This is a genomic window from Paenibacillus tritici, from assembly GCF_018207515.1.
Lineage (GTDB): Bacteria > Bacillota > Bacilli > Paenibacillales > Paenibacillaceae > Paenibacillus_AQ > Paenibacillus_AQ tritici.
Genome location: NZ_CP073365.1, coordinates 504,043 through 522,204, shown reverse-complemented (window position 1 = coordinate 522,204; position 18,162 = coordinate 504,043). Strand labels below are relative to the sequence as shown.

Annotated in this window: 15 protein-coding genes; 4 read left to right on the top strand and 11 right to left on the bottom strand. The window is 56.1% G+C overall.

Annotated elements, in window-relative coordinates:
• Nucleotides 1-88 precede the first annotated feature (88 nt).
• From KDC22_RS02340 to KDC22_RS02315, 6 genes are all read right to left on the bottom strand, one after another.
• Nucleotides 89-979, bottom strand: coding sequence for a carbohydrate ABC transporter permease (locus KDC22_RS02340; RefSeq protein ID WP_173140774.1), 891 nt, complete (start codon nucleotides 977-979; stop codon nucleotides 89-91).
• Nucleotides 980-997: 18 nt separating this feature from the next.
• Nucleotides 998-1,987, bottom strand: a complete 990-nt coding sequence (locus tag KDC22_RS02335; RefSeq protein WP_173140772.1) for an ABC transporter permease — start codon at nucleotides 1,985-1,987, stop codon at nucleotides 998-1,000.
• Nucleotides 1,988-2,711: 724 nt separating this feature from the next.
• Complete coding sequence (locus tag KDC22_RS02330; RefSeq protein WP_211721949.1) at nucleotides 2,712-5,939, bottom strand: cellobiose phosphorylase; 3,228 nt, start codon at nucleotides 5,937-5,939, stop codon at nucleotides 2,712-2,714.
• Between the two features lie 598 nt (nucleotides 5,940-6,537).
• On the bottom strand, nucleotides 6,538-7,881 hold the full coding sequence (locus tag KDC22_RS02325; protein ID WP_211721948.1) for a glycoside hydrolase family 30 protein: 1,344 nt from the start codon (nucleotides 7,879-7,881) through the stop codon (nucleotides 6,538-6,540).
• Nucleotides 7,882-7,974: 93 nt separating this feature from the next.
• On the bottom strand, nucleotides 7,975-8,991 hold the full coding sequence (locus KDC22_RS02320) for a LacI family DNA-binding transcriptional regulator (protein WP_211721947.1): 1,017 nt from the start codon (nucleotides 8,989-8,991) through the stop codon (nucleotides 7,975-7,977).
• 52 nt (nucleotides 8,992-9,043) lie between these two features.
• Nucleotides 9,044-9,550 (bottom strand): hypothetical protein, encoded by a 507-nt coding sequence (locus KDC22_RS02315; RefSeq protein WP_246553253.1) that lies wholly within the window; start codon nucleotides 9,548-9,550, stop codon nucleotides 9,044-9,046.
• A gap of 267 nt (nucleotides 9,551-9,817) precedes the next feature.
• Here KDC22_RS02315 and KDC22_RS02310 point away from each other — a divergent pair, with 267 nt between their 5' ends.
• Nucleotides 9,818-10,627 carry an HNH endonuclease signature motif containing protein gene (locus KDC22_RS02310; RefSeq protein ID WP_211721946.1) on the top strand — a complete coding sequence of 270 codons (810 nt, stop codon included), beginning with the start codon at nucleotides 9,818-9,820 and terminating at the stop codon, nucleotides 10,625-10,627.
• Nucleotides 10,628-11,951: 1,324 nt separating this feature from the next.
• Here KDC22_RS02310 and KDC22_RS02305 read toward each other — a convergent pair.
• Entirely contained in the window at nucleotides 11,952-12,146 is a 195-nt protein-coding gene (locus KDC22_RS02305; RefSeq protein WP_173134836.1) for a YwbE family protein, read from the bottom strand.
• Between the two features lie 71 nt (nucleotides 12,147-12,217).
• Here KDC22_RS02305 and KDC22_RS02300 point away from each other — a divergent pair, with 71 nt between their 5' ends.
• Nucleotides 12,218-12,520, top strand: a complete 303-nt coding sequence (locus tag KDC22_RS02300) for a hypothetical protein (RefSeq protein ID WP_173134839.1) — start codon at nucleotides 12,218-12,220, stop codon at nucleotides 12,518-12,520.
• Nucleotides 12,521-12,557: 37 nt separating this feature from the next.
• On the opposite strand, the gene sdaAA is transcribed toward KDC22_RS02300, so the two are convergent.
• The 3 genes from sdaAA to KDC22_RS02285 all read right to left on the bottom strand — a co-directional run bounded on the left by sdaAA (nucleotide 12,558) and on the right by KDC22_RS02285 (nucleotide 14,682).
• Entirely contained in the window at nucleotides 12,558-13,436 is an 879-nt protein-coding gene (sdaAA, locus tag KDC22_RS02295; RefSeq protein WP_173134842.1) for an L-serine ammonia-lyase, iron-sulfur-dependent, subunit alpha, read from the bottom strand.
• Nucleotides 13,433-14,143: an L-serine ammonia-lyase, iron-sulfur-dependent subunit beta gene (gene sdaAB / locus KDC22_RS02290; RefSeq protein ID WP_211721945.1), complete on the bottom strand. Its 711-nt coding sequence runs from the start codon at nucleotides 14,141-14,143 to the stop codon at nucleotides 13,433-13,435. Before sdaAB ends, sdaAA begins: the two co-directional genes overlap by 4 nt.
• A 119-nt stretch (nucleotides 14,144-14,262) precedes the next feature.
• On the bottom strand, nucleotides 14,263-14,682 hold the full coding sequence (locus KDC22_RS02285; RefSeq protein ID WP_211721944.1) for a GNAT family N-acetyltransferase: 420 nt from the start codon (nucleotides 14,680-14,682) through the stop codon (nucleotides 14,263-14,265).
• A 111-nt stretch (nucleotides 14,683-14,793) separates the two neighbouring features.
• On the opposite strand from KDC22_RS02285, the gene KDC22_RS02280 reads away from it, so the two are divergent.
• Together KDC22_RS02280 and KDC22_RS02275 are read left to right on the top strand one after the other, a co-directional pair.
• Entirely contained in the window at nucleotides 14,794-15,690 is an 897-nt protein-coding gene (locus tag KDC22_RS02280) for an SDR family oxidoreductase (RefSeq protein WP_211721943.1), read from the top strand.
• Between the two features lie 67 nt (nucleotides 15,691-15,757).
• Complete coding sequence (locus KDC22_RS02275; RefSeq protein ID WP_173134854.1) at nucleotides 15,758-16,213, top strand: hypothetical protein; 456 nt, start codon at nucleotides 15,758-15,760, stop codon at nucleotides 16,211-16,213.
• Nucleotides 16,214-16,313: 100 nt separating this feature from the next.
• On the opposite strand, the gene KDC22_RS02270 is transcribed toward KDC22_RS02275, so the two are convergent.
• Nucleotides 16,314-18,140, bottom strand: coding sequence for an NAD(P)H-hydrate dehydratase (locus KDC22_RS02270; protein ID WP_211721942.1), 1,827 nt, complete (start codon nucleotides 18,138-18,140; stop codon nucleotides 16,314-16,316).
• Nucleotides 18,141-18,162: the final 22 nt, after the last annotated feature.

Here is an 18,162-nt window from a genome sequence, read left to right as displayed (position 1 = left end):
CCCTTTTCTAGAGAAAATTAATTATAAGCTCAACCCCGTAGCCCTTAAGACACCCGGGCGCTGGAGGAGTTACCTGTGGTTTGGCTGTTTAGCCTTTGATCGAGCCGATCATCATGCCTTTGACGAAGTAACGCTGCAGGAATGGATAGACGAACACGATGGGCAGCGTTGTCACTACCATTGTTGCCAGCTTGATAGACTGCGAAGTGACCGTTCTCGTTGCTGCGCTGCCTTGAACAGCGGTCATCATGGTATTGGAACTGGACTGGGCCACGACCCGGAACAGATAGGTCTGAATCGGCTGCAGATCCACATTGTTGACATAGATGATACCGGCAAAATAATCATTCCACTGATATACGCCGTGGAACAGCGCAATGGTCGCAATAACCGGCATGGATACCGGAAGCACAATCCGCAGGAGGATGGACCAGTCGTTGGCTCCGTCTATCCGCGCCGCCTCATCCAGACCGTCGGGAATTTCCCGGAAGAAGGTCATGAAGATGATGAGATCGAAGAAGCTGAACATGACGGGAATGATATAGACCAGGAAGTTATCGAGCAGATGAAGATCGCGGTTCAGCAGGAAGGTCGGAATCAGACCGCCGTTGAAGAACAGGGTAATCGTACCGATTAGAATGTAAATTTTTCCGCCGACCAGATCCCTGCGGGATAACGCATAAGCTACCATCGCGGTGAAGAAGACATGGACAGCCACACCGATGACCGTCTTGGCAACCGTAATCCCCATCGCCAGCATAATCCCCGGGCTTGCAAAGACTGCTTCAAAATTCTTCAGGGTGATCATCCGCGGCCACCAGTAGATTCCGCCCAGCATGGCATCATTGCCGTCATTGAAGGCGTTGACCAGCACATACCAGATCGGATACAGCGTCAGGAAGCAGACGCAGAGCATCACGAGATTATTGACAATATCGAAGATAGCCTCGCCTTTGGTTTTACGTTTGAGAGCAAACATATATAGGTCCTCCTTGTCCTAGAACAGCGACGTGTCGTTGATTTTTTTGGATACCTGATTGGCAATCAGCAGCAGAATCAGTGCAATGACCGCTTTGACCAGGGTGACCGCCGCAGAATAGGAGAAGCGGTTAGAGATAATACCTGTCTGATAGATGTAGTAATCAATTACGTTAGAAGTACTGTCGTTCAGTGAATTTCGCAGGACCAGAATCTGGTCGAAGTTGGAGTTCAGTACACCGCTGACTGCCAGCACGAACAGAATGCTGATCGTTGCCCGGATCGCCGGAAGTGTGACAAACCACATTTTCTGAAAACGTCCCGCCCCGTCAATCGTAGCCGCTTCGTACATTTCCGGAGAGACACCGGCGATCGCCGCGAGATAGATAATCGCTGACCAGCCAAGCTCCTTCCAAATGTCCGAGGTAATGATGATGGTCCAGAAGTAACTCGGTTCCGCCAGATAAGTGATCGGCTGGTCGATCAGATTCAGGGCAAGCAGAATATTGTTAATAATTCCTACATCGGCCAGCCAGGTGGCCAGGATGCCGCCAAGTACAACCCAGGACAGGAAATGCGGCAGATAAGAGATCGTCTGAATCGCTTTCTTATACCGGATGGAACGGACCTCATTGAGAAACAGTGCGAATATAATCGGCAGCGGGAACCCGATAAGCAGCTTGATCAAGCTGATGCCGAGCGTATTGCGGATGACATTGGGCAGATCATCGTCAGCGAACAGCTCCCGGAAATGCTCCAGACCGACCCACGGGGCTTCGGCAATCGACTTGACGATGTTATATTCCTTGAAGGAAATAATCAAGCCATAGATTGGAATGTAGTTAAAGATGACCATCCAGGCTACGCCGAGCAGGGCCATCGTCTGCAGATGACGCTGGGCTACAAACCTTTTCCACAGTGAATTCTTGCGACCTGAACCGGTTTCGATTGTGGCCGGAATAAGCGGTCCGATTCCCGGACCAGGCTTGGTGCTTCGTTTGTTCTCCATCGTATGGACCTCCAGAATACCTATCTTTATTGTGAAGCGTTTTCATCTCTGTGTACTTATTGTATGCGTTTTAGTCCCTCCGTGATAGGTCCCAGATTTCGTATTTAGGGGCTCATATTTCGGCTTGGCACATCCTTTCATATACCTGGCTGCTTCCGGCATATTGGTGGGGCGGGTTGCGCGGTGGGCGGGTAGCGCGGTGGGGCGGGTAGCGCGGTAGGGCGGGTAGCGCGGTAGGGCGGGTAGCGCGGTAGGGCGGGTAGCGCGGTGGGACGGGTAGCACGTTGGGCAGGGGGCGCGGTGGGGTGGGGCCAGGGCGTGCCAAGGTGCATTTATGCACCTTATTTCACCCACCCAACTCTCTCCGGCAAATTAAAGAGCACTTATACACCTCATTTCACCCACCAGCCCATTCCCGGCAGATTAAAGAGCACTTCTGCACCTCATTTCACCCACCAGCCCATTTCCCGCAGATTAGAGAGCACTTCTGCACCTCATTTCACCCACCAGTCCATTTCAGGCAGATTAGAGAGCACTTCTGCACCTCATTACCCCATCCAGTTTATTCCCGGCAAATTAAGGAGCACTTCTGCACCTCATTCACCTATCCAGCCATCTACTCTCGAACGAGTCAGAGTAAATTTCCCAATTACGAAGAAAAGGAGACCCCACCGGGTCTCCTCCTATAGCCTGTAGCTGAATCTGCTGCACCTGCAGATTGCGATTATTCCATTGCCGCCAGAATCGAGGCGATCTCTCCCCGCCGCAGGGCCTCGGCGTCTTCGCCGCGCAGCAGGCTGCCGGCAATCACGCGCTCCCCGCCGTCCCTGAGGGTTAACGTCAGCTTCTGGATCACCGCCTTGCTGTCCCCGAAGGTATCTGCCTTACGCGGATTATAGTACGTCACTTCTGTACCGCCGAGCAGCGTGAAGGATACCTTAGCCTGCTCGTCGAACAGCCATCCAGGCAGCGACGGATTCAGAGTCAGGGTCAACTCGCCAGTCTCCATGGAGAACAGGTGACTTCCCGCCATCATGGTTCTCCACATGCTCAGGAACTCCGCTGTAGAGCCGCTCAGTCTGGCCACGAACCCCCGGCCATGCGTAGCAGGATCAGGATTCCCGCCCGTTGAGATGAACGAGGAATTCTCCAGCGTACTGCGTCCGTATACCTCAGGATCAAGGAACGGAATCAGTGAGGTCTTCAGCTCACTGTAGAATTCTTCATACAGACCGGCCTTCAGCAGCTCCAGCAAATATTTGTACGACATATGCAGGAAGTTGGATTCCCGCTCCTGCCAGCCCGCCGTGAAGGCCCGGATGCGGCCGATATCATGCGTTTCCTCTTCCAGCGACACCGAAGTCCGGTACATGGAGGTAACCGGATCGAACAGGCCGCTTTGTTTCACTTTGGTATAGATTTCCTTGGCGGTTTGCTTATTGTCCAGGGTTTTGAGCCAGCGGGTAGGGCCTTCCAGGAAATACGGCAGAGCGGAAGCCTCGAACGCCTCTACTCTGGCCTTCGGCAGTCCATAACCGCTGATTACCGGCTCTCCGGCTTCATCGGTGACCGGCTGGAAGCGTGTAGCCTCGAACCGGAAGTAGGTTGGAACCAGTCCATTGCCCATGGTCACCGCAAGCTTAATACCCTGATCCACCTTACGCAGCCACCGGGCCAGCATATCGCGGATCACCGCAAGGGACCACTCGGCGGTCTCACCTGTAATCCCGAAGCGGATCTCTGCCCGGTAAGCCTCGCGTGCCGAGGCCACGCGGTCCCAATACAGGAATGAATCCAGTGAGCCGTCCAGCGCTTCAGTTACAGCAGGGTCTACCTGCGTCAGCAGCGCCGCTATCTCCGCTGGAAGTGCCACTGCTGAAGGCAGATCCGCAGTGTTCTCCAGTGCTTCCAGCATGAACACCAGCATCCGCTTAAGCTCCAGCGTCTCGCTCATACCGGAGCCAACCAGTCCCGGCAGCCCGTTCATGGCATCATTCCAGCCTGGCTTGTTCGCCTCCATCTCAACACCCATGCCGTACGGGTCAAGAGTGGTGAATTTGTTCAGGGCCAGCGACAGCATCTTCACGAACAAGCTGGTCCGGTAGATCTCCCCATGTCCGCCTTGTGTCCGCAGCCACTGGGTATCAGAGGCCTTGCGTTTTAGCTTATGCAGCTTCTCCTCATCCTCCAGCAAGGCTCCAAATTGCCGGACCTTGCCGCCGCTGATCACGTATTTCTCGCTGCGCGGCAGGACATACGCTGCACTGTCGTAGAACGCATAGGTCTCATCCCCGAACAGCAGCTCCCCGCAGCGCTCAGGATAAATATCAAGATAGCCTTCCACCAGATCCAGATTGTACGTCCAGTGATCGGACCAGAAGCCCTCCCCGAAGGCGGCTTCAATATTCTGCTGCGACAGGGCAAGCACACCACTGAGGAACTCCTGCTCGCTTATTTGCAGCGTAATCTGATGATCGGCAATATAGTTAATCAGACTGCCTGCCGTGAAGCGCCCGGCCAGCAGCCGCTCCAGTCCTGCATCACCGCCTGCAAGCGCTCCGGCCAGCCACGCCTTAAGCTGATCCCCCGCATCCGGCAGAATCTCGAAGCTGGTGCCCTGCACACTGAGCGGATTATAGCCGTCCGCCTGAATCAGGCTGTAGAACATTTTGATATTGAAGCTGCCCACCTTGGGATGGAAAAAGACATCATTACGCCGGTTCTGGTTCATATCACGGAAGTTACCGTTGCCCTGGGAATAATACTCCGGAGCCAGCGAGAAGAAATTATAATCCCGTTCCATATCGCCATGCTTGCGTGAGTAGAGGTGTACGACGAAGCCCTCAGCCCCATTATCGAAGATAAACGGATAGCCCCCGCGCAGCAGATTGTCGAGATACGACTGGCGGCAATAGGCATCGAATACCGGCGAGGACGTCCGGGTAGCAATATCCGCCGTTAAATCCTCGGTTAGAGCGGCAGCTTCAAGGGCTTTGGCGGCAAAATACTCCTCACGGCACAGCTCCGCCGCCCGGTGATTGATTCTGCCAATATCATTCACATGTCCAATGATGGTGTTCAGCTTCAGAGAAGCGCCCGGGGCAAGCGTTCTGGCGGCGCCGCTGAATCCGCACGGCACCTTGTTGACCGGATACTGCTCCTGTGCCAGCAGCTCGGCCAGCGGCAGCGCCGCGAAGCGGTCGGGATATGTCAATGAAGTATTCCCGCCGAAGATCACTTCATAGTCCACGATCGGATACAACTGCTCCCCTTCTGCCGTGGAGGAGAGATAGAAGTGTCCGCTTTCAATCGAGCTCATTTCCGCATCGTCATTCGTACTGGAACGCAGCTTGTAGAACGGAATTCCATTCTCCAGGTTGAACACATCCATCCAGCTGCGGAGAAGGTTCCCCATCTCCTTATAGTTACTGTTCTCCACCCCGAATGGAAGCACCTCCGGCAGACCGTCCAGCAGCTCCAGCGCAAGCTCTGTACTGCCGGTATTCTCGATCTCCACCTGACGGACCAGTGCGGCATAGTCATCACCCGGCAGGTTGTAATAGTGGACCGTTGTCTTCAGCCCATGTCCGGCATGCGACTCCTCAATGGTCAGGCCGTTCGGCAGGATTGTCATTATCCGCTTCGCGGCCGGGTCCGGCCGTGCCGACTGGAACGGTTCATAGATCTCCGTGCTGCCCTTAAGCTTGATGAAGGTGCGGAAGCCGGTGGAGCTTACATTCTTGTAGGAGATATTGGCTGGAGAGAACTCCATAATCGGTGAGTTTTTGTCCCGCACGCCGAAGCTGCTGATCCCCTGGCCGCGGTTCACATAGAACGTCCACATCGGTATCCCCTTCAGCCCGGCCAGGCCGGGCAGGAAGCTGGCGAACGGCTTGCCTTCATGGAACTGCTCGATTACAAATTTACCTGAATCAAAATAATAATTGCTCATACTTATCCTCCTAGAAATATTAATAAACGCTTGCAGCCCGCTTCAGCTACCGGCCCGCAGTAGCTACGTTGTCGGCTGAACTTTCTCGTGCTATATAACTTCTGGGTAATTGCGACCCCTGAATGGCTGCTGCCCCCCCTTTACACTTCTTGAAAAATGGCCACTCGCCTGGGTGATTGCACTTTGTACAATAGAATTTGTCTCATTACGCTCCCGACCAGCCTTCTGTTGTATTTCATACATTAGATTTCCAGCTTTCTGCCCGAAAAGGCCTCTTCAGCTGAATTCTGCTGTACATAATGCAATTGATCGCTAATTTCGCCGGATTTAGGGGGCATCTACTGTACATAGTGCAATAGATGGCTAAAGAGGGGGGGTGAAACCGCTCCGACTAAGACTGTAGCTTGCAGCTTCTAACTCCTATTCTTAGCTACTAGCCTCTAACTCCCAGCGCCAGCCTATCCGTCACTAGATTCTACCTCCTACCCTCCAGCCTTACCCCCATACTGTCAGCTACTAGCCCCCAACTCCCAGCTTCTACTCATCCCCACACCACTTTGCCGGAACGACTCATCCTCTTTCCGTCTCCCCCGCAGGCCTAACCCTGCCTAATCAGATGTGTCGCAATAGAGTGCGCAGGCAGGCTGCATTCGGCTACTTCATCCCCAAGGCCCAGCGTCAGGGAGCGTTCTTCCTCGCCTTCATTCATCAGCACCACAGCAAGGCTGCCGTCCGGGTTGCGGAACGCTGCGGCCAGCACACCTTCAGCATCCGCATTCAGCCCGATCCGCACCGCACCCGGTGCAATGAATTTGCTGAAATGCCCGATGTAATAATACGAGCTGTTATAGTGAACCTCGTCCGTATTCGTATCCGCAATCACCGGAGCATCACAGAGATTCCCCACATGGTTCGGCCCGCCCGTCTCATCCAGCACCAGATTCCAGTCCAGATAGCCTTCGGTCCAGGCATTCAGATCGCCAATCATATTCCGGCCGTAGCGCTCTCCTGTGAACCATTCCCCCAGCCGCACGCCGCCCTCCTGGCAGCCTTCAGTGAAGAGTACATGCTTATCCGGGAAAAGCTCATGCACCTTCTCTACCTTGTCAAACTCCTCGCCGCCGTACCAGTGGATACCGGTCCCCCAGACATACTTTGCAGCTTCCGGGTCCGACAGAATCGGGGTCACGCGCTCAATCATAATATCGCGGTTATGGTCCCAGATCACGATGTTCACATCGCCCATTCCGGCTTCGTGCATCACGGGGCCGAGATGGTTTTTGACAAAATCACGCTCTTCCTCAGCACTGTACACACAGGAATCCCAGGTCTGCACCGCTGCCGGCTCATTCTGCACAGAGACCGCCCAGACCGGAACGCCTTCCTTGCGGTAGGCCTCAATAAATTTGGTATAATACCTCGCCCAGACTGGCGCATATTCCGGCTTCAGCGAACCGCCGTTATTCATCTCCCCGTTCGTCTTCATCCAGGCCGGCGGGCTCCAGGGCGAAGCCAGCATCGTGAACGGTCCGCCCCGGACCTCCATGGCATCCTTGATCAGCGGCAGCACCCACTGATGATCATGCGAGATGTCGAAGGTCGCCAGCTCCGTATCGCCATCCTCCACATAGGTATAATTGCCGAGTGCGAAATCGCAGCTATGGATATGCACACGGCCCATACTGTAATTCAGCCCGTCCACCGGGTGAAAATACCGCCCGATGACCTCAGCCCGCTTCGCCGGGCTCATCCGCGACAAGGTATAGGCCGCTGCCTCCGTGAAGGCGCCGCCAAAACCAAGGATGGTCTGATACTCCTGCTCCGGGTGCAGCCGTATTTCCGGTGTTGCACCGGGAAGGCCCGCTTTGAAGGGAAGGCCTGCTTTGGGACTCAGGCGATCCCCCGTATCTCTGGCAGTTACTACGGTTTGAACGGTGAACATGTCAATCACTCCTCTTCGAATGGTGAAAACGAAAGAAATCGAAACCGGTTTCGATTTTGCCGAAAAAAAAGGTGTTCCCGAATGAACGCACTTTCAGGACTGGCCCGGCGGTGCGCAGGAATCCCTTACAATGATCTCCACCGGCAGCACCACTGCTTCCTGGCTGGTACGCGGACCATTCATGGATGCCAGCAGCAGCTCAGCCGCCCGTGTTCCCAGCAGCTCCGTATTCTGACGTACAGTAGTCAGCGAAGGTGTTACATATCCGGCAAGCTCAATGTCATCATAACCCATCACGGAAATATCCCCCGGTACAGCAAGCCCCAGATCCTTGGCAGCCATAACTGCACCCAGTGCAAGCAAGTCACCCGAAGCAAAAACAGCCGTCGGCCGCTGCGGCAGCTCAAGCAGAGACTTCATTGCGCCGTAGCCGTTCTCCAGTGAATAGAAGGCTCCCTCAGCAACATACTCGTCCGGTACCTCAAGCCCCTTCTGCTCCATCGCCATTCTGTACCCCAGCTCACGCTGTTGTCCCGGATAAGTATTCCCGCCCCCCGAGATATGGGCAATTCTGCGGTGTCCGAGCGATGTCAGATATTCCACTGCCAGCAGGGCGCCGCTCCTGTTATCCGAGCAGACCGTATGCGACAGCTCCGTCTCGAAATCGAGAACCACAGTAGGAATATCACTCTCCAGCAGCTCCTTGAAATACGGGTCATCATAATCAGAGAGAAACACAACCACTCCGTCGACTCCGCGAATCCGGCAGTTCTCCAGATATCCGCTCTGCTTGCCTCCGACATCTTTCGAGATGAACATGAGGGCATAGCCCTTGGCTACGGCAACCTGCTTGAAGCTCTCAATCACTGCGCTGAAAAAAGGGTGACGGATACCCGCTCCCGTATTCTCCACAAACAACACGCCGATGGTCCAGGATTTCTTGGTCGTCAGTGTACGTGCATGCGCATTAGGGAGATACCCCATCTCCTGGGCGGTACGCAGAATCTCCTGGCGCGTCTTCTCCCGCACATCAGAATAGTTATTGAACGCCTTGGACACCGTGGTTGGTGAGTAGCCGGTCCTTTTGGCAATATCATAGATCGTAGTCATTTCCGGTTCACTCCCGCAGCTCAATGTAAGCCCTTTTATGTTCACTGACATTCTAACTTCTTTCCGCACAGCCGTCCAGCATAAAATATCTTTGTACCGCAGGCAGCAGCGTAACGATCTGAATCAGCAGCCCCAGAGACGTATAGAGCACGTGAATCACGCTGACGGCATCCATCATATAGGTCTGCACCAAGATCCAGATAATCAGTCCGAAGCCGATATACAGTGAGAAGCTCCACGAAGCATGCAGCGACCTGAATGGGGTCAGTCTATAGCCCCACCTCCACTGCGGCTGCTTAAGCAGGCCGAACAGCACCATTAGCGGGAGCAGCCCAAAAAAAGCCAGCAGCAGCAGTCCCGGAATCACAAAATTGTCAAATGGCGATCTTTCCAGCACCGAAGCCGGCATTCCGAGCATATCCCCGCTGGGATCAGCCAGCAGCGCCAGCCCTCCGGCGACAGCCCCAAGACTCAAAAATGCATGAAGGACATACAGCAGAATTACAGCTCCCGGCTTTTTTGTGGCAGAAGTCATTCCGATTCCCCATTTCAGGTTCATAATTAATATCGTTTCAGATCCTAGTCTCATGCTTTATTAATATTTTACAGGTTTTTCCTCAGGGCTGACGGGAGGGATGTCACACTGATGGTGATTTTGCGCCATTTTGTGCCTGCTGTGTGAATGTCTGCGCTTTACGCTATACTAGTATCAATCAGGTCAAATACCGAAATTCTATGAGCCGCATGCAACATATACATTTATATCTCAAAATACAGAAGGGATTGGACAGTTGACGGCAGAGGAGCCGTCCTGCCAACTATACTTATGACTGAACCTATTCTCGCAACATCCAAAAAATGTGCTTATTGTCATCAGCTTAAGCCGCTCTCTGAATTCCGCAGACGTACAGGCAAGCGCTCGAAGGGAGTGTCCCGGCGCGGAGCCTGCCGGGAATGCCGCAAGCTTCGCGGAGCAGATGCTGTATTGCCTCCGGTACGTGCCAGCGCGGAGCCAGCGCTGCCGGAACGTCCGGCCGGCCTGGGACCCGCGAAGCGGGACAAGCCCCTGGTCTCTATATCCGGAGCAGCAGGTGCTGGCACTGCAAAGCCTCCTGCTGCCCAGCTCCGTCAGCCTTCCCGGCCCGAACGCGCCAAGGAAGCCCGGGGCAGCTCGGGGGCTGCGGGCTTCAAGGGGAAGACCCGTCCCCGCAATGCTGCCGAGACAGGCCGCACCCTTCCGCAGCAGCGCGGGCCGAAGCCTGATCCACAGGATGCCTCTGCCCTGATTCCTTCGGCGAAGGGCATGATTCTGATGCGCGGGCACAGTGACAAAGGCCGCCGCTGGCACCAGGAGATCGACCTGGAGCTTGCTGTAACGCTGGTCAAGGAGCATGCCGCCATCGTCGTCAACCGGCGTACGATCCGCCGCCTGTACAGCAACAAAGATTTCCGCGCCTATATTCTCTCCAGGGATAACTACACCTGTTATTTCTGCGGCTTATACGGGGATACGATCGACCATCTGCTCCCCCGGGCCAAGGGCGGCCATACCACGCCTGATAACTGCGTCTGTGCCTGTAATTTATGCAATCAGACCAAGGCCGACCAGTCTGTCGAGCAGTTCATGAGCCGGTAGTATCCCTTGGGAACTGAGGAAGTGAGTTTAACAACAAACCGGCTATTTATTTATGAAGTGAGTTTGAAGGGAACCTCAGCGATAGTTGTATAACGTGCAATTAAAAACAGGGTAAAGGAAGGAATACCGCTTATAACTGTAGTCTGTGCAACTAAATTTGACCAAATGGGTCAGAACTAAGGTGCGGGCGGAATTTAATGGTACCAAATACACCTAAACCGATCATCGGTGATATATCAGACGATTTAGCTGTACAGAGTGCAATTGAGCATAGCTCATGCACGCGATGAGGCGTGAAGGAATATAAGAGTGAAGTCAATGGGCCAGATGTATGCGGAAAACCGAACACATTATACTGGCGCGAAGGTAATCTGCTCAATGTATGCGAAAACAAACATGTCTTTCAAGGCACAACTCCAGCATGAAAATGAGCAGCGTGGCTAAAAAACAGAACGTCGTCTGTTCATCTATTTAACAAATTTTAACGGAAAACCGAACACAATTGGACTGGGAGCGCCACGTAGGCCAAACGTAATCGGAAAACCGAACACAATTGGACTGGGAGCGCCACGTAGGCCGAATGTAATCGGAAAACCGAACAGAATTGGACTGGGAGCGCCACGTAGGACGAATGTAATCGGAAAACCGAACACAATTGGACTGGGAGCGCTGCGTAGGCCGAATCTAATCGGAAAACCGAACACATTTGGACTGGACGTGCCACGTAGGCCGTGCGTTTTATCGCAGTGCCAGACGTATTTTCACAGGAAAACCGAACACAATGTGATGGCGCGAAGGTAATCTGCTCAATGTATACGAATAAGCGAACATACTAATACCTGAAGGAGTACAGGAGTGGAGCTCCCACCTTCAAGTGCCATTCCCAGATAAAGAGGGGAGTTGTTCATTCGGGCGTTTGGCAAGGCGTTACGGACTAAGGCGCTCTTATTCCGGATGAAAGTCACCACTTCGGCAAAGGAACGGCCCCCATGGAGCTTATTCTTGGAATTGCTACTCTTAAACCTCTCGTAGAGAGACGATAAGATCCACTCCGTCCGTTAAACCGCAAAACGTGGTGTTTTCCGGGAATAGGGCCTCTCAGGTCCGTTAGGAGCAAACTCGGCCGGGCGCTGTAGTTCCGTGATTCGGAACCTCCGGGGTTCAGCCCTATTCACAGAATTAAATCTGGTACTCTACTAGGCAGGAAGCATATAAATGCTTATATTTCAAAAAAACGCCCTTCCCCGGGCGGCTGTCCTATTACACAACCGCCCGGTTCGTGGCGCTTCTAAGTTCTTAAGTCTAGTTCTTGGTTCGGCTATGTTCAGCCGGTGATATTCTTAACCCGTCCTACCTGGCCGTCGGTCAGGCGCACCTTGATCCCGTGCGGATGGCGGGGCGAGTTGGTCAGAATGTCTTTAACCGTGCCATGTGTAAGCTTGCCGGTCGCCTGGTCCTGCTTCAGCACGATATCCACCTGAAGTCCGGGGCGGATGTCTGCTCTCACTTGCCCGTTCATATCTCTCACTTCCTTCACATCTGATTTGCAATATAGAATCAACTTACTCTTAAAGATAAGGATGAACCGCTATGGCCTTTGGAATTAACCGAGCAGAATTAACCCGCTGGAAACAGGCAGTCTCCGCAGGGGAGATTGCTTTCTTGACCCATTACTGGATAGACCCGCGTTTCCCTGATATCACCACAGTCACCAAGGTGGGCTGCAGCGATCTTCCCCGCCTGCGGGAATGGTGCAGGAAGCACGGTCTTCCGGCGCGGTATATTCATAACCGCCAGCCCTTCCCCCACTTCGACCTTATGGGACCGAAGCAGGCAGAGATTCTCCGGCAGGAGGGCCTGTGGGATCAGCTTGAACGCTTCCGCATGCTCTGAAGCGGGGCAGACTGCCGCCCTGCCGATCGGCCGCCGGTTATTTCTTCGTCCGCAAATCCTTCATGATCCGGCGGCCGGTTGGCGTCTGGGCCAGCCCGCCCCCTGCCGTCTCCCGGTGCTTCTCGGGCATGGCGGAGCCTACCTCCAGCATCACCTTAATCACCTCATCGGATGGAATCACGCTGCGGACACCGGCCAGAGCCATATCTGCCGCCGCCAGCGCCGTAACGGCACCGAAGCCGTTGCGGACAATGCACGGGATCTCCACAAGTCCGCCAACGGGATCACAGATGAGTCCCAGCGTATTTTTTAGCGCCAGGCCTACCGCATGTACAGCCTCTGCCGGCGTCCCGCCGCGCAGCTCAGTCAGAGCCCCGGCCGCCATGCCGATAGCTGAGCCCACCTCGGCCTGACAGCCGCCTTCCGCTCCCGATACAAAAGAATTATTAGCGATAACATAGCCGATCGCTCCGGCAGCGAATAAACCGGATACCATATAGTCATCGTCCCAGCCGAAGCGCTCCTGACAGCTCAGGAACACACCGGGAATAATTCCGCAGGACCCGGCAGTCGGTGTGGCAATAATCCGGCCCATGGAGGCATTCACTTCAGATACCGCCAGGGCATAGGCCATAGCCTGACCAGCCGGCCCTCCCAGGCAAGGTTCACCGGCCGCATTATAGGCGCCCACCCTCTGGGCATCCAAGCCTGTCAGACCGCTGCGTGAAGTGGTATCTTCCGTCATGCCGCGCTCTACCGCTTCCTTCATGACGCCGTAATACTGGCTCATCGTGGCGAATTCCTGCTCCTTGGAACGGCCGGATTCCGCACTCTGCTCCTCAAGCATCAGCGCACCGATTCCAAGCCCCCGCTCTTCACATAATACAGCCAGCTGGCTGAGTGTTTGAAAATTCATGGTGTGATGTCCTTCCCCTTCTGTTCTTGTCCATTTTCGTTCAAATCGACCACTTTGACGGTCTTCACAGCCGGAAGCGCCTGCAGCTTCTCCAGCAGTTCCTTCGTGGCTGCCTCGTCCAGCTCCAGCACCGTCAAGGCCGCTCCGCTGCGGTTCTTCCTGTCCAGTGACATATGTCCGATGTTGAACTGGCCTTCCCGCATCACATCCGTTACACTGGCCAGTACACCCAGATAATCCATATGCTGAATCAGCACCGTCGGATACATGCCGGTAAGCTTCACACTGAAGCCGTCGATATCCACAATCTCAATATTGCCCCCGCCGATCGAAGTACCGGTAAGCGTCAGCTCCGTTCCGCTCTCACTGCCTACAAGACGCAGACGGACCGTATTGGGATGGGGAAACAGCCCCGTTCCCTGGCCGAAGGAAATCTTCATCCCCGCTTCGGCCGCAAGCTCTATGGAATCAGGCAGCCTGTGGTCATCGGTGGCGAAGTCCAGCAGACCTCCGGCTATAGCCCGGTCTGTCCCGTGTCCCTGATACGTGGCGGCGAAGGAACCGAAGAACGTGACCTCGGCCTCTCCCGGCAATTCCCCAAGCACCTGCCTCGCCGCCCGGCCGATGCGCGCGGCTCCCGCTGTATGCGAACTGGAAGGCCCGACCATCGCCGGACCTATGATTGAGAAAACATCCTTAAACCGCATAGTTCTGATCTCCCGCTATCCAAATTGGGCAATGCACAGTGAATAATGCCAATCATTGTACAGCTCCTATATATTATACTGCGTCCGCACCAATGCTACACTATTACATTGACTGTGACCTATCCGCTGTTCTTGGAGAACAGGACCAGCCCGTCCCGCTCCTGCCAGCCGATGCTGTTCCAGAAGCTGCGGCCCAGGCTGTTCGTCCCGATCACCATCAGATGGCATTTCAGAATACCCTCTTCCCGCAATTTCTCCAGGCAGCGCGCCACCATCTCACGGCCGGCGCCCTTCCCCCGGCTGCCGCTGTGGACAGCCACATGATACAGATATCCTCTGCGCCCGTCGTGTCCGCACATCGCAGTGCCTGCAAGGGTACCGTCCTCCTCCACACATACCTGGCTGATTCCCGGATTCCGCTCCAGATAACGGGCAATCTCCGTGCGTGAGTCCGCTTCACTAAGGCCCATTCCTGCCGTATTCTCCCACAAGCGGTAGGCTGCTTCGTAATCGTCAATAGTCATTGATCTGTATAGCATTCATTCTCCCCCAATTCTATGTTTATTCTATGTAAGGATAACGCCGCACGCTTTTCTGGGCGCATGCATACCAATATACGGAGAGAAGCAAGCAGGGAGGAGATTCACCCGATGAATTCCGTTTATCCTTATTACGGTGAAAAGACGGTATGCGAAGTGCAGCCTATCGCTTTTCCCCCACAGCACCAGGACCGCCAGCCAGGGCTGGAGAGCCTGATGCATCCGCGTCCGATCAGCGAGAATCCGGAAGGCAGAAGCGGGCGGCTTCAAGGAAAAACCGCTCTGATCACCGGCGGGGACAGCGGCATTGGAAGAGCGGCTGCTATCGCTTTTGCCAAAGAGGGGGCAGATATTGCTATCGCTTATTTGGAAGAAGCCTCGGATGCCGCAGCTACACAACGCCGGATTGAGGAGCTGGGACGCCGCTGTCTGCGGATTGAGACGGATCTGCGCTATAAAGAATGCTGCACAGCGGCGGTGGAACACACCGTACAGACCTTGGGCAAACTCGACATTCTGGTGAACAACCACGCCGTTCAATATCCGCAGAAGAGCATTCTGGATATCTCGGAGGAACAGCTTTATCAGACTTACCGCACCAATATTTTCCCGTTCTTTTTCCTGACTCAGGCTGCGCTCCCGTATCTCCATCATGGAAGCAGCATCATTAACACCGCCTCCGTTACCGCTTACCAGGGCCACAAGGAGCTCATTGACTATTCCTCCACCAAAGGCGCCATTGTCTCTTTCACCCGTTCCCTCGCCCTTTCTCTTGCGGACTGCGGCATCCGTGTGAACAGTGTAGCTCCCGGTCCGGTGTGGACCCCGCTCATTCCCGCCAGCTTCTCTGCGGAAGAGGTCAGTGTATTCGGGACAGATACCCCGTTCAAACGGGCGGCACAGCCTTATGAGCTGGCAGGAGCCTATGTCTACCTCGCCAGTGATGATGCGTCCTATGTGACAGGCACCTGTATTCATGTTAACGGAGGGCAAATGGTTACAAGCTGATCCGCGTTCCGGCTTCAAGCGGTCATTCCGGCCGTATTCATCCCCCACCCAGAAAGGATGTTAAGCGATGACCCCCTACAAGGATTATGATCTGCCCTCTGTCCGCCTGACTGCAGGCATGTACGCCTTGACCAAACTGTCCGCCGCCGGATTGACCTTTATTCTGGTATCCCTGTTCATGCTGTTCCATGGTTACGAGGACGGAATTCCGGCTGGATGGCCGGTATCGGTGCCTTATGCCATTTACGCCTATGGCTTACCGGCGGCGATCGTTGCCGATGCGCTGCTCCGCCTGTTACGCTCCACTTCACTCAGTCCGGCCTTGGCTCTGTATGCTGTAGCCGGTTATGGCGCCGGCCTCTGGCTCGCCTCGGAGCAGGGCGGCGATGCCCTGGTCTCCGGCCTTACGGGACTCGTAGTGCTGCTGTTATTCCGGCTGGCCCAGATTGCCGGTGAACGCTATCCACTCCTGCTTCCCTTCTTCGCCTTGTTCATTCCGCTGCTCTGCCTGATCATATTCTGAATCCGTTCCGCCGCCAGGCTAGCGTGTCTCCGGCAGAAACGGCACCGCTGCGCCAGAGACCGCCCCAGACAATGCCGGACAACAGTACCGGCTTCAATAATTACAATGCCTCAATAATATCCCCGGCGATCAGGGCCGCCGGGTTATCCCGCTTCCCGGCGGCCCGTTCTCCGGCCAGCCCGTGCAGATAGACGCCGAACGCTGCCGCCTGGACAGCTTCCAGACCCTGAGCCAGCAGACCGGAGATGATTCCGGTCAGTACATCACCTGCACCTCCGGTACCCATACCGGGGTGCCCTGTGATATTGATATAAGCCTGTCCTTCGGGCGTTGCGATCACGGTATGGGCTCCTTTGAGCACCAGAATCACACCCTGCTGAACAGCATAGGAGAGCGCCAGTCCAATCCGGTCCCGCTGCACCTCTGCGGTAGAGACCCCCGCCAGACGGGCCATCTCCCCCGGATGAGGGGTCAGGATTACCGGATGGCGGCGGCTCCAGGTTCTGTATTCAGCATCCGCCAGTATATTCAGTGCATCCGCATCTATTACCATGGCCGAGTCCGTCTCCTCCCAAAGTCTGCGGAGCCACTCCGTATCTCCTTCAAACCGGCCAAGCCCCGGACCCAGGGCAATACAATCGCGGCTGGCACTAAGGCGCAGCACTTCAGCGGCCGTACCGGCATTCCACTCCCCGTCGCCGCCCGTGACCGGGGCCAGCATCACCTCCGGTGCGGAGCCGATCATATAAGGCAGCAGCTTCTCCGGCAGCGCCCAGGTCACCAGGCCGCAGCCTGCGCGGAGCGCAGCGCGGGCGGACAACAGGCCTGCGCCGCTCATGCGCAGGCTTCCTGCGGCAAGCAGGACATGCCCGTAGGTGCCCTTGTGGCCCTCGGGCGAACGGTGGCGCGACAGGTCAACCCGCAGGCGTGTCGCCAGCACCTCCGGCGTCAGCAGGCTGACCCGGACGCCGCTCTCACGGGCCAGGGCAGCGGGAATGCCGATGGAGCGGACCACGACCCGCCCGGCAGCCGCCGCGCCGGGATACTGCACCAGCCCGCGCTTGAGGAACGCGAGGCAGACGGTCACCGCTGCATGAATGCAGGGCTCATGCGTCTCCCCTGTGTCCGCGTCCAGCCCGCTGGGGATGTCTGCGGACACGATGGGTCTGCCGCTGGCGTTCGCAGCGGCAATCAGCTCCGCATAGGCACCGCGCGGGGCTCCCGCGCTGCCTGTGCCGAGCAGCGCATCCACGATGCCGCTGCCTGCGGCAAGGTCCAGGGCGTCCCTGCCGTAGACTACGGCAGGAATGCCCATGGCTGCAGCGGCATCGCGCTGCAGGGCGGCTTCGCCGGCCAGCGACTCCGGCGCGGCCGCGTACACCAGCGTGACGGCGATGCCGGCCTCACGCAGGTGCCTGGCGGCGGCGAGTCCGTCGCCGCCGTTGTTGCCTTTGCCGGCGAGGACGAGCCAGTGCTCTCCGCCGGCAGCGGCCAGCGTCAGCGCAGCATCTGCGCTGACCGAGAAGCGTGCAGGAGCTGCGCCTCTGCCCGCAGCTCCTGCACCGTCACTCCGCGCTCCGCCGCCAGCCTCACCATGAGCCGCGCCAACGCTGCTCCATTCCGCCACACCGCCGTCAGCCGTCCTGGCCGCTCTTGCGCCGTCACTCCGCGCTCCGCCGCCAGCACCACCATGAGCCGCGCCAACTCCGCTCCATCCCGCCGCACCACCGTCAGCCGTCCCGGCAGCTTCTGCGCCGTCCCTCCGCGCTCCGCCAACGCCGCCAGCCCCGCGCCGGCGGCACAGGGCGATGACTTCCTCGGCAATGGCCCGTCCGGCATTTTCCATCAGCGCGATGGCCGGAATCCCCAGCCGCCCGATCGTGTCACGGTCGAATGCGCGCATCTCCTCCGCTGTCACTACATCCATTGGCCTTGAACCTCCCTTATCA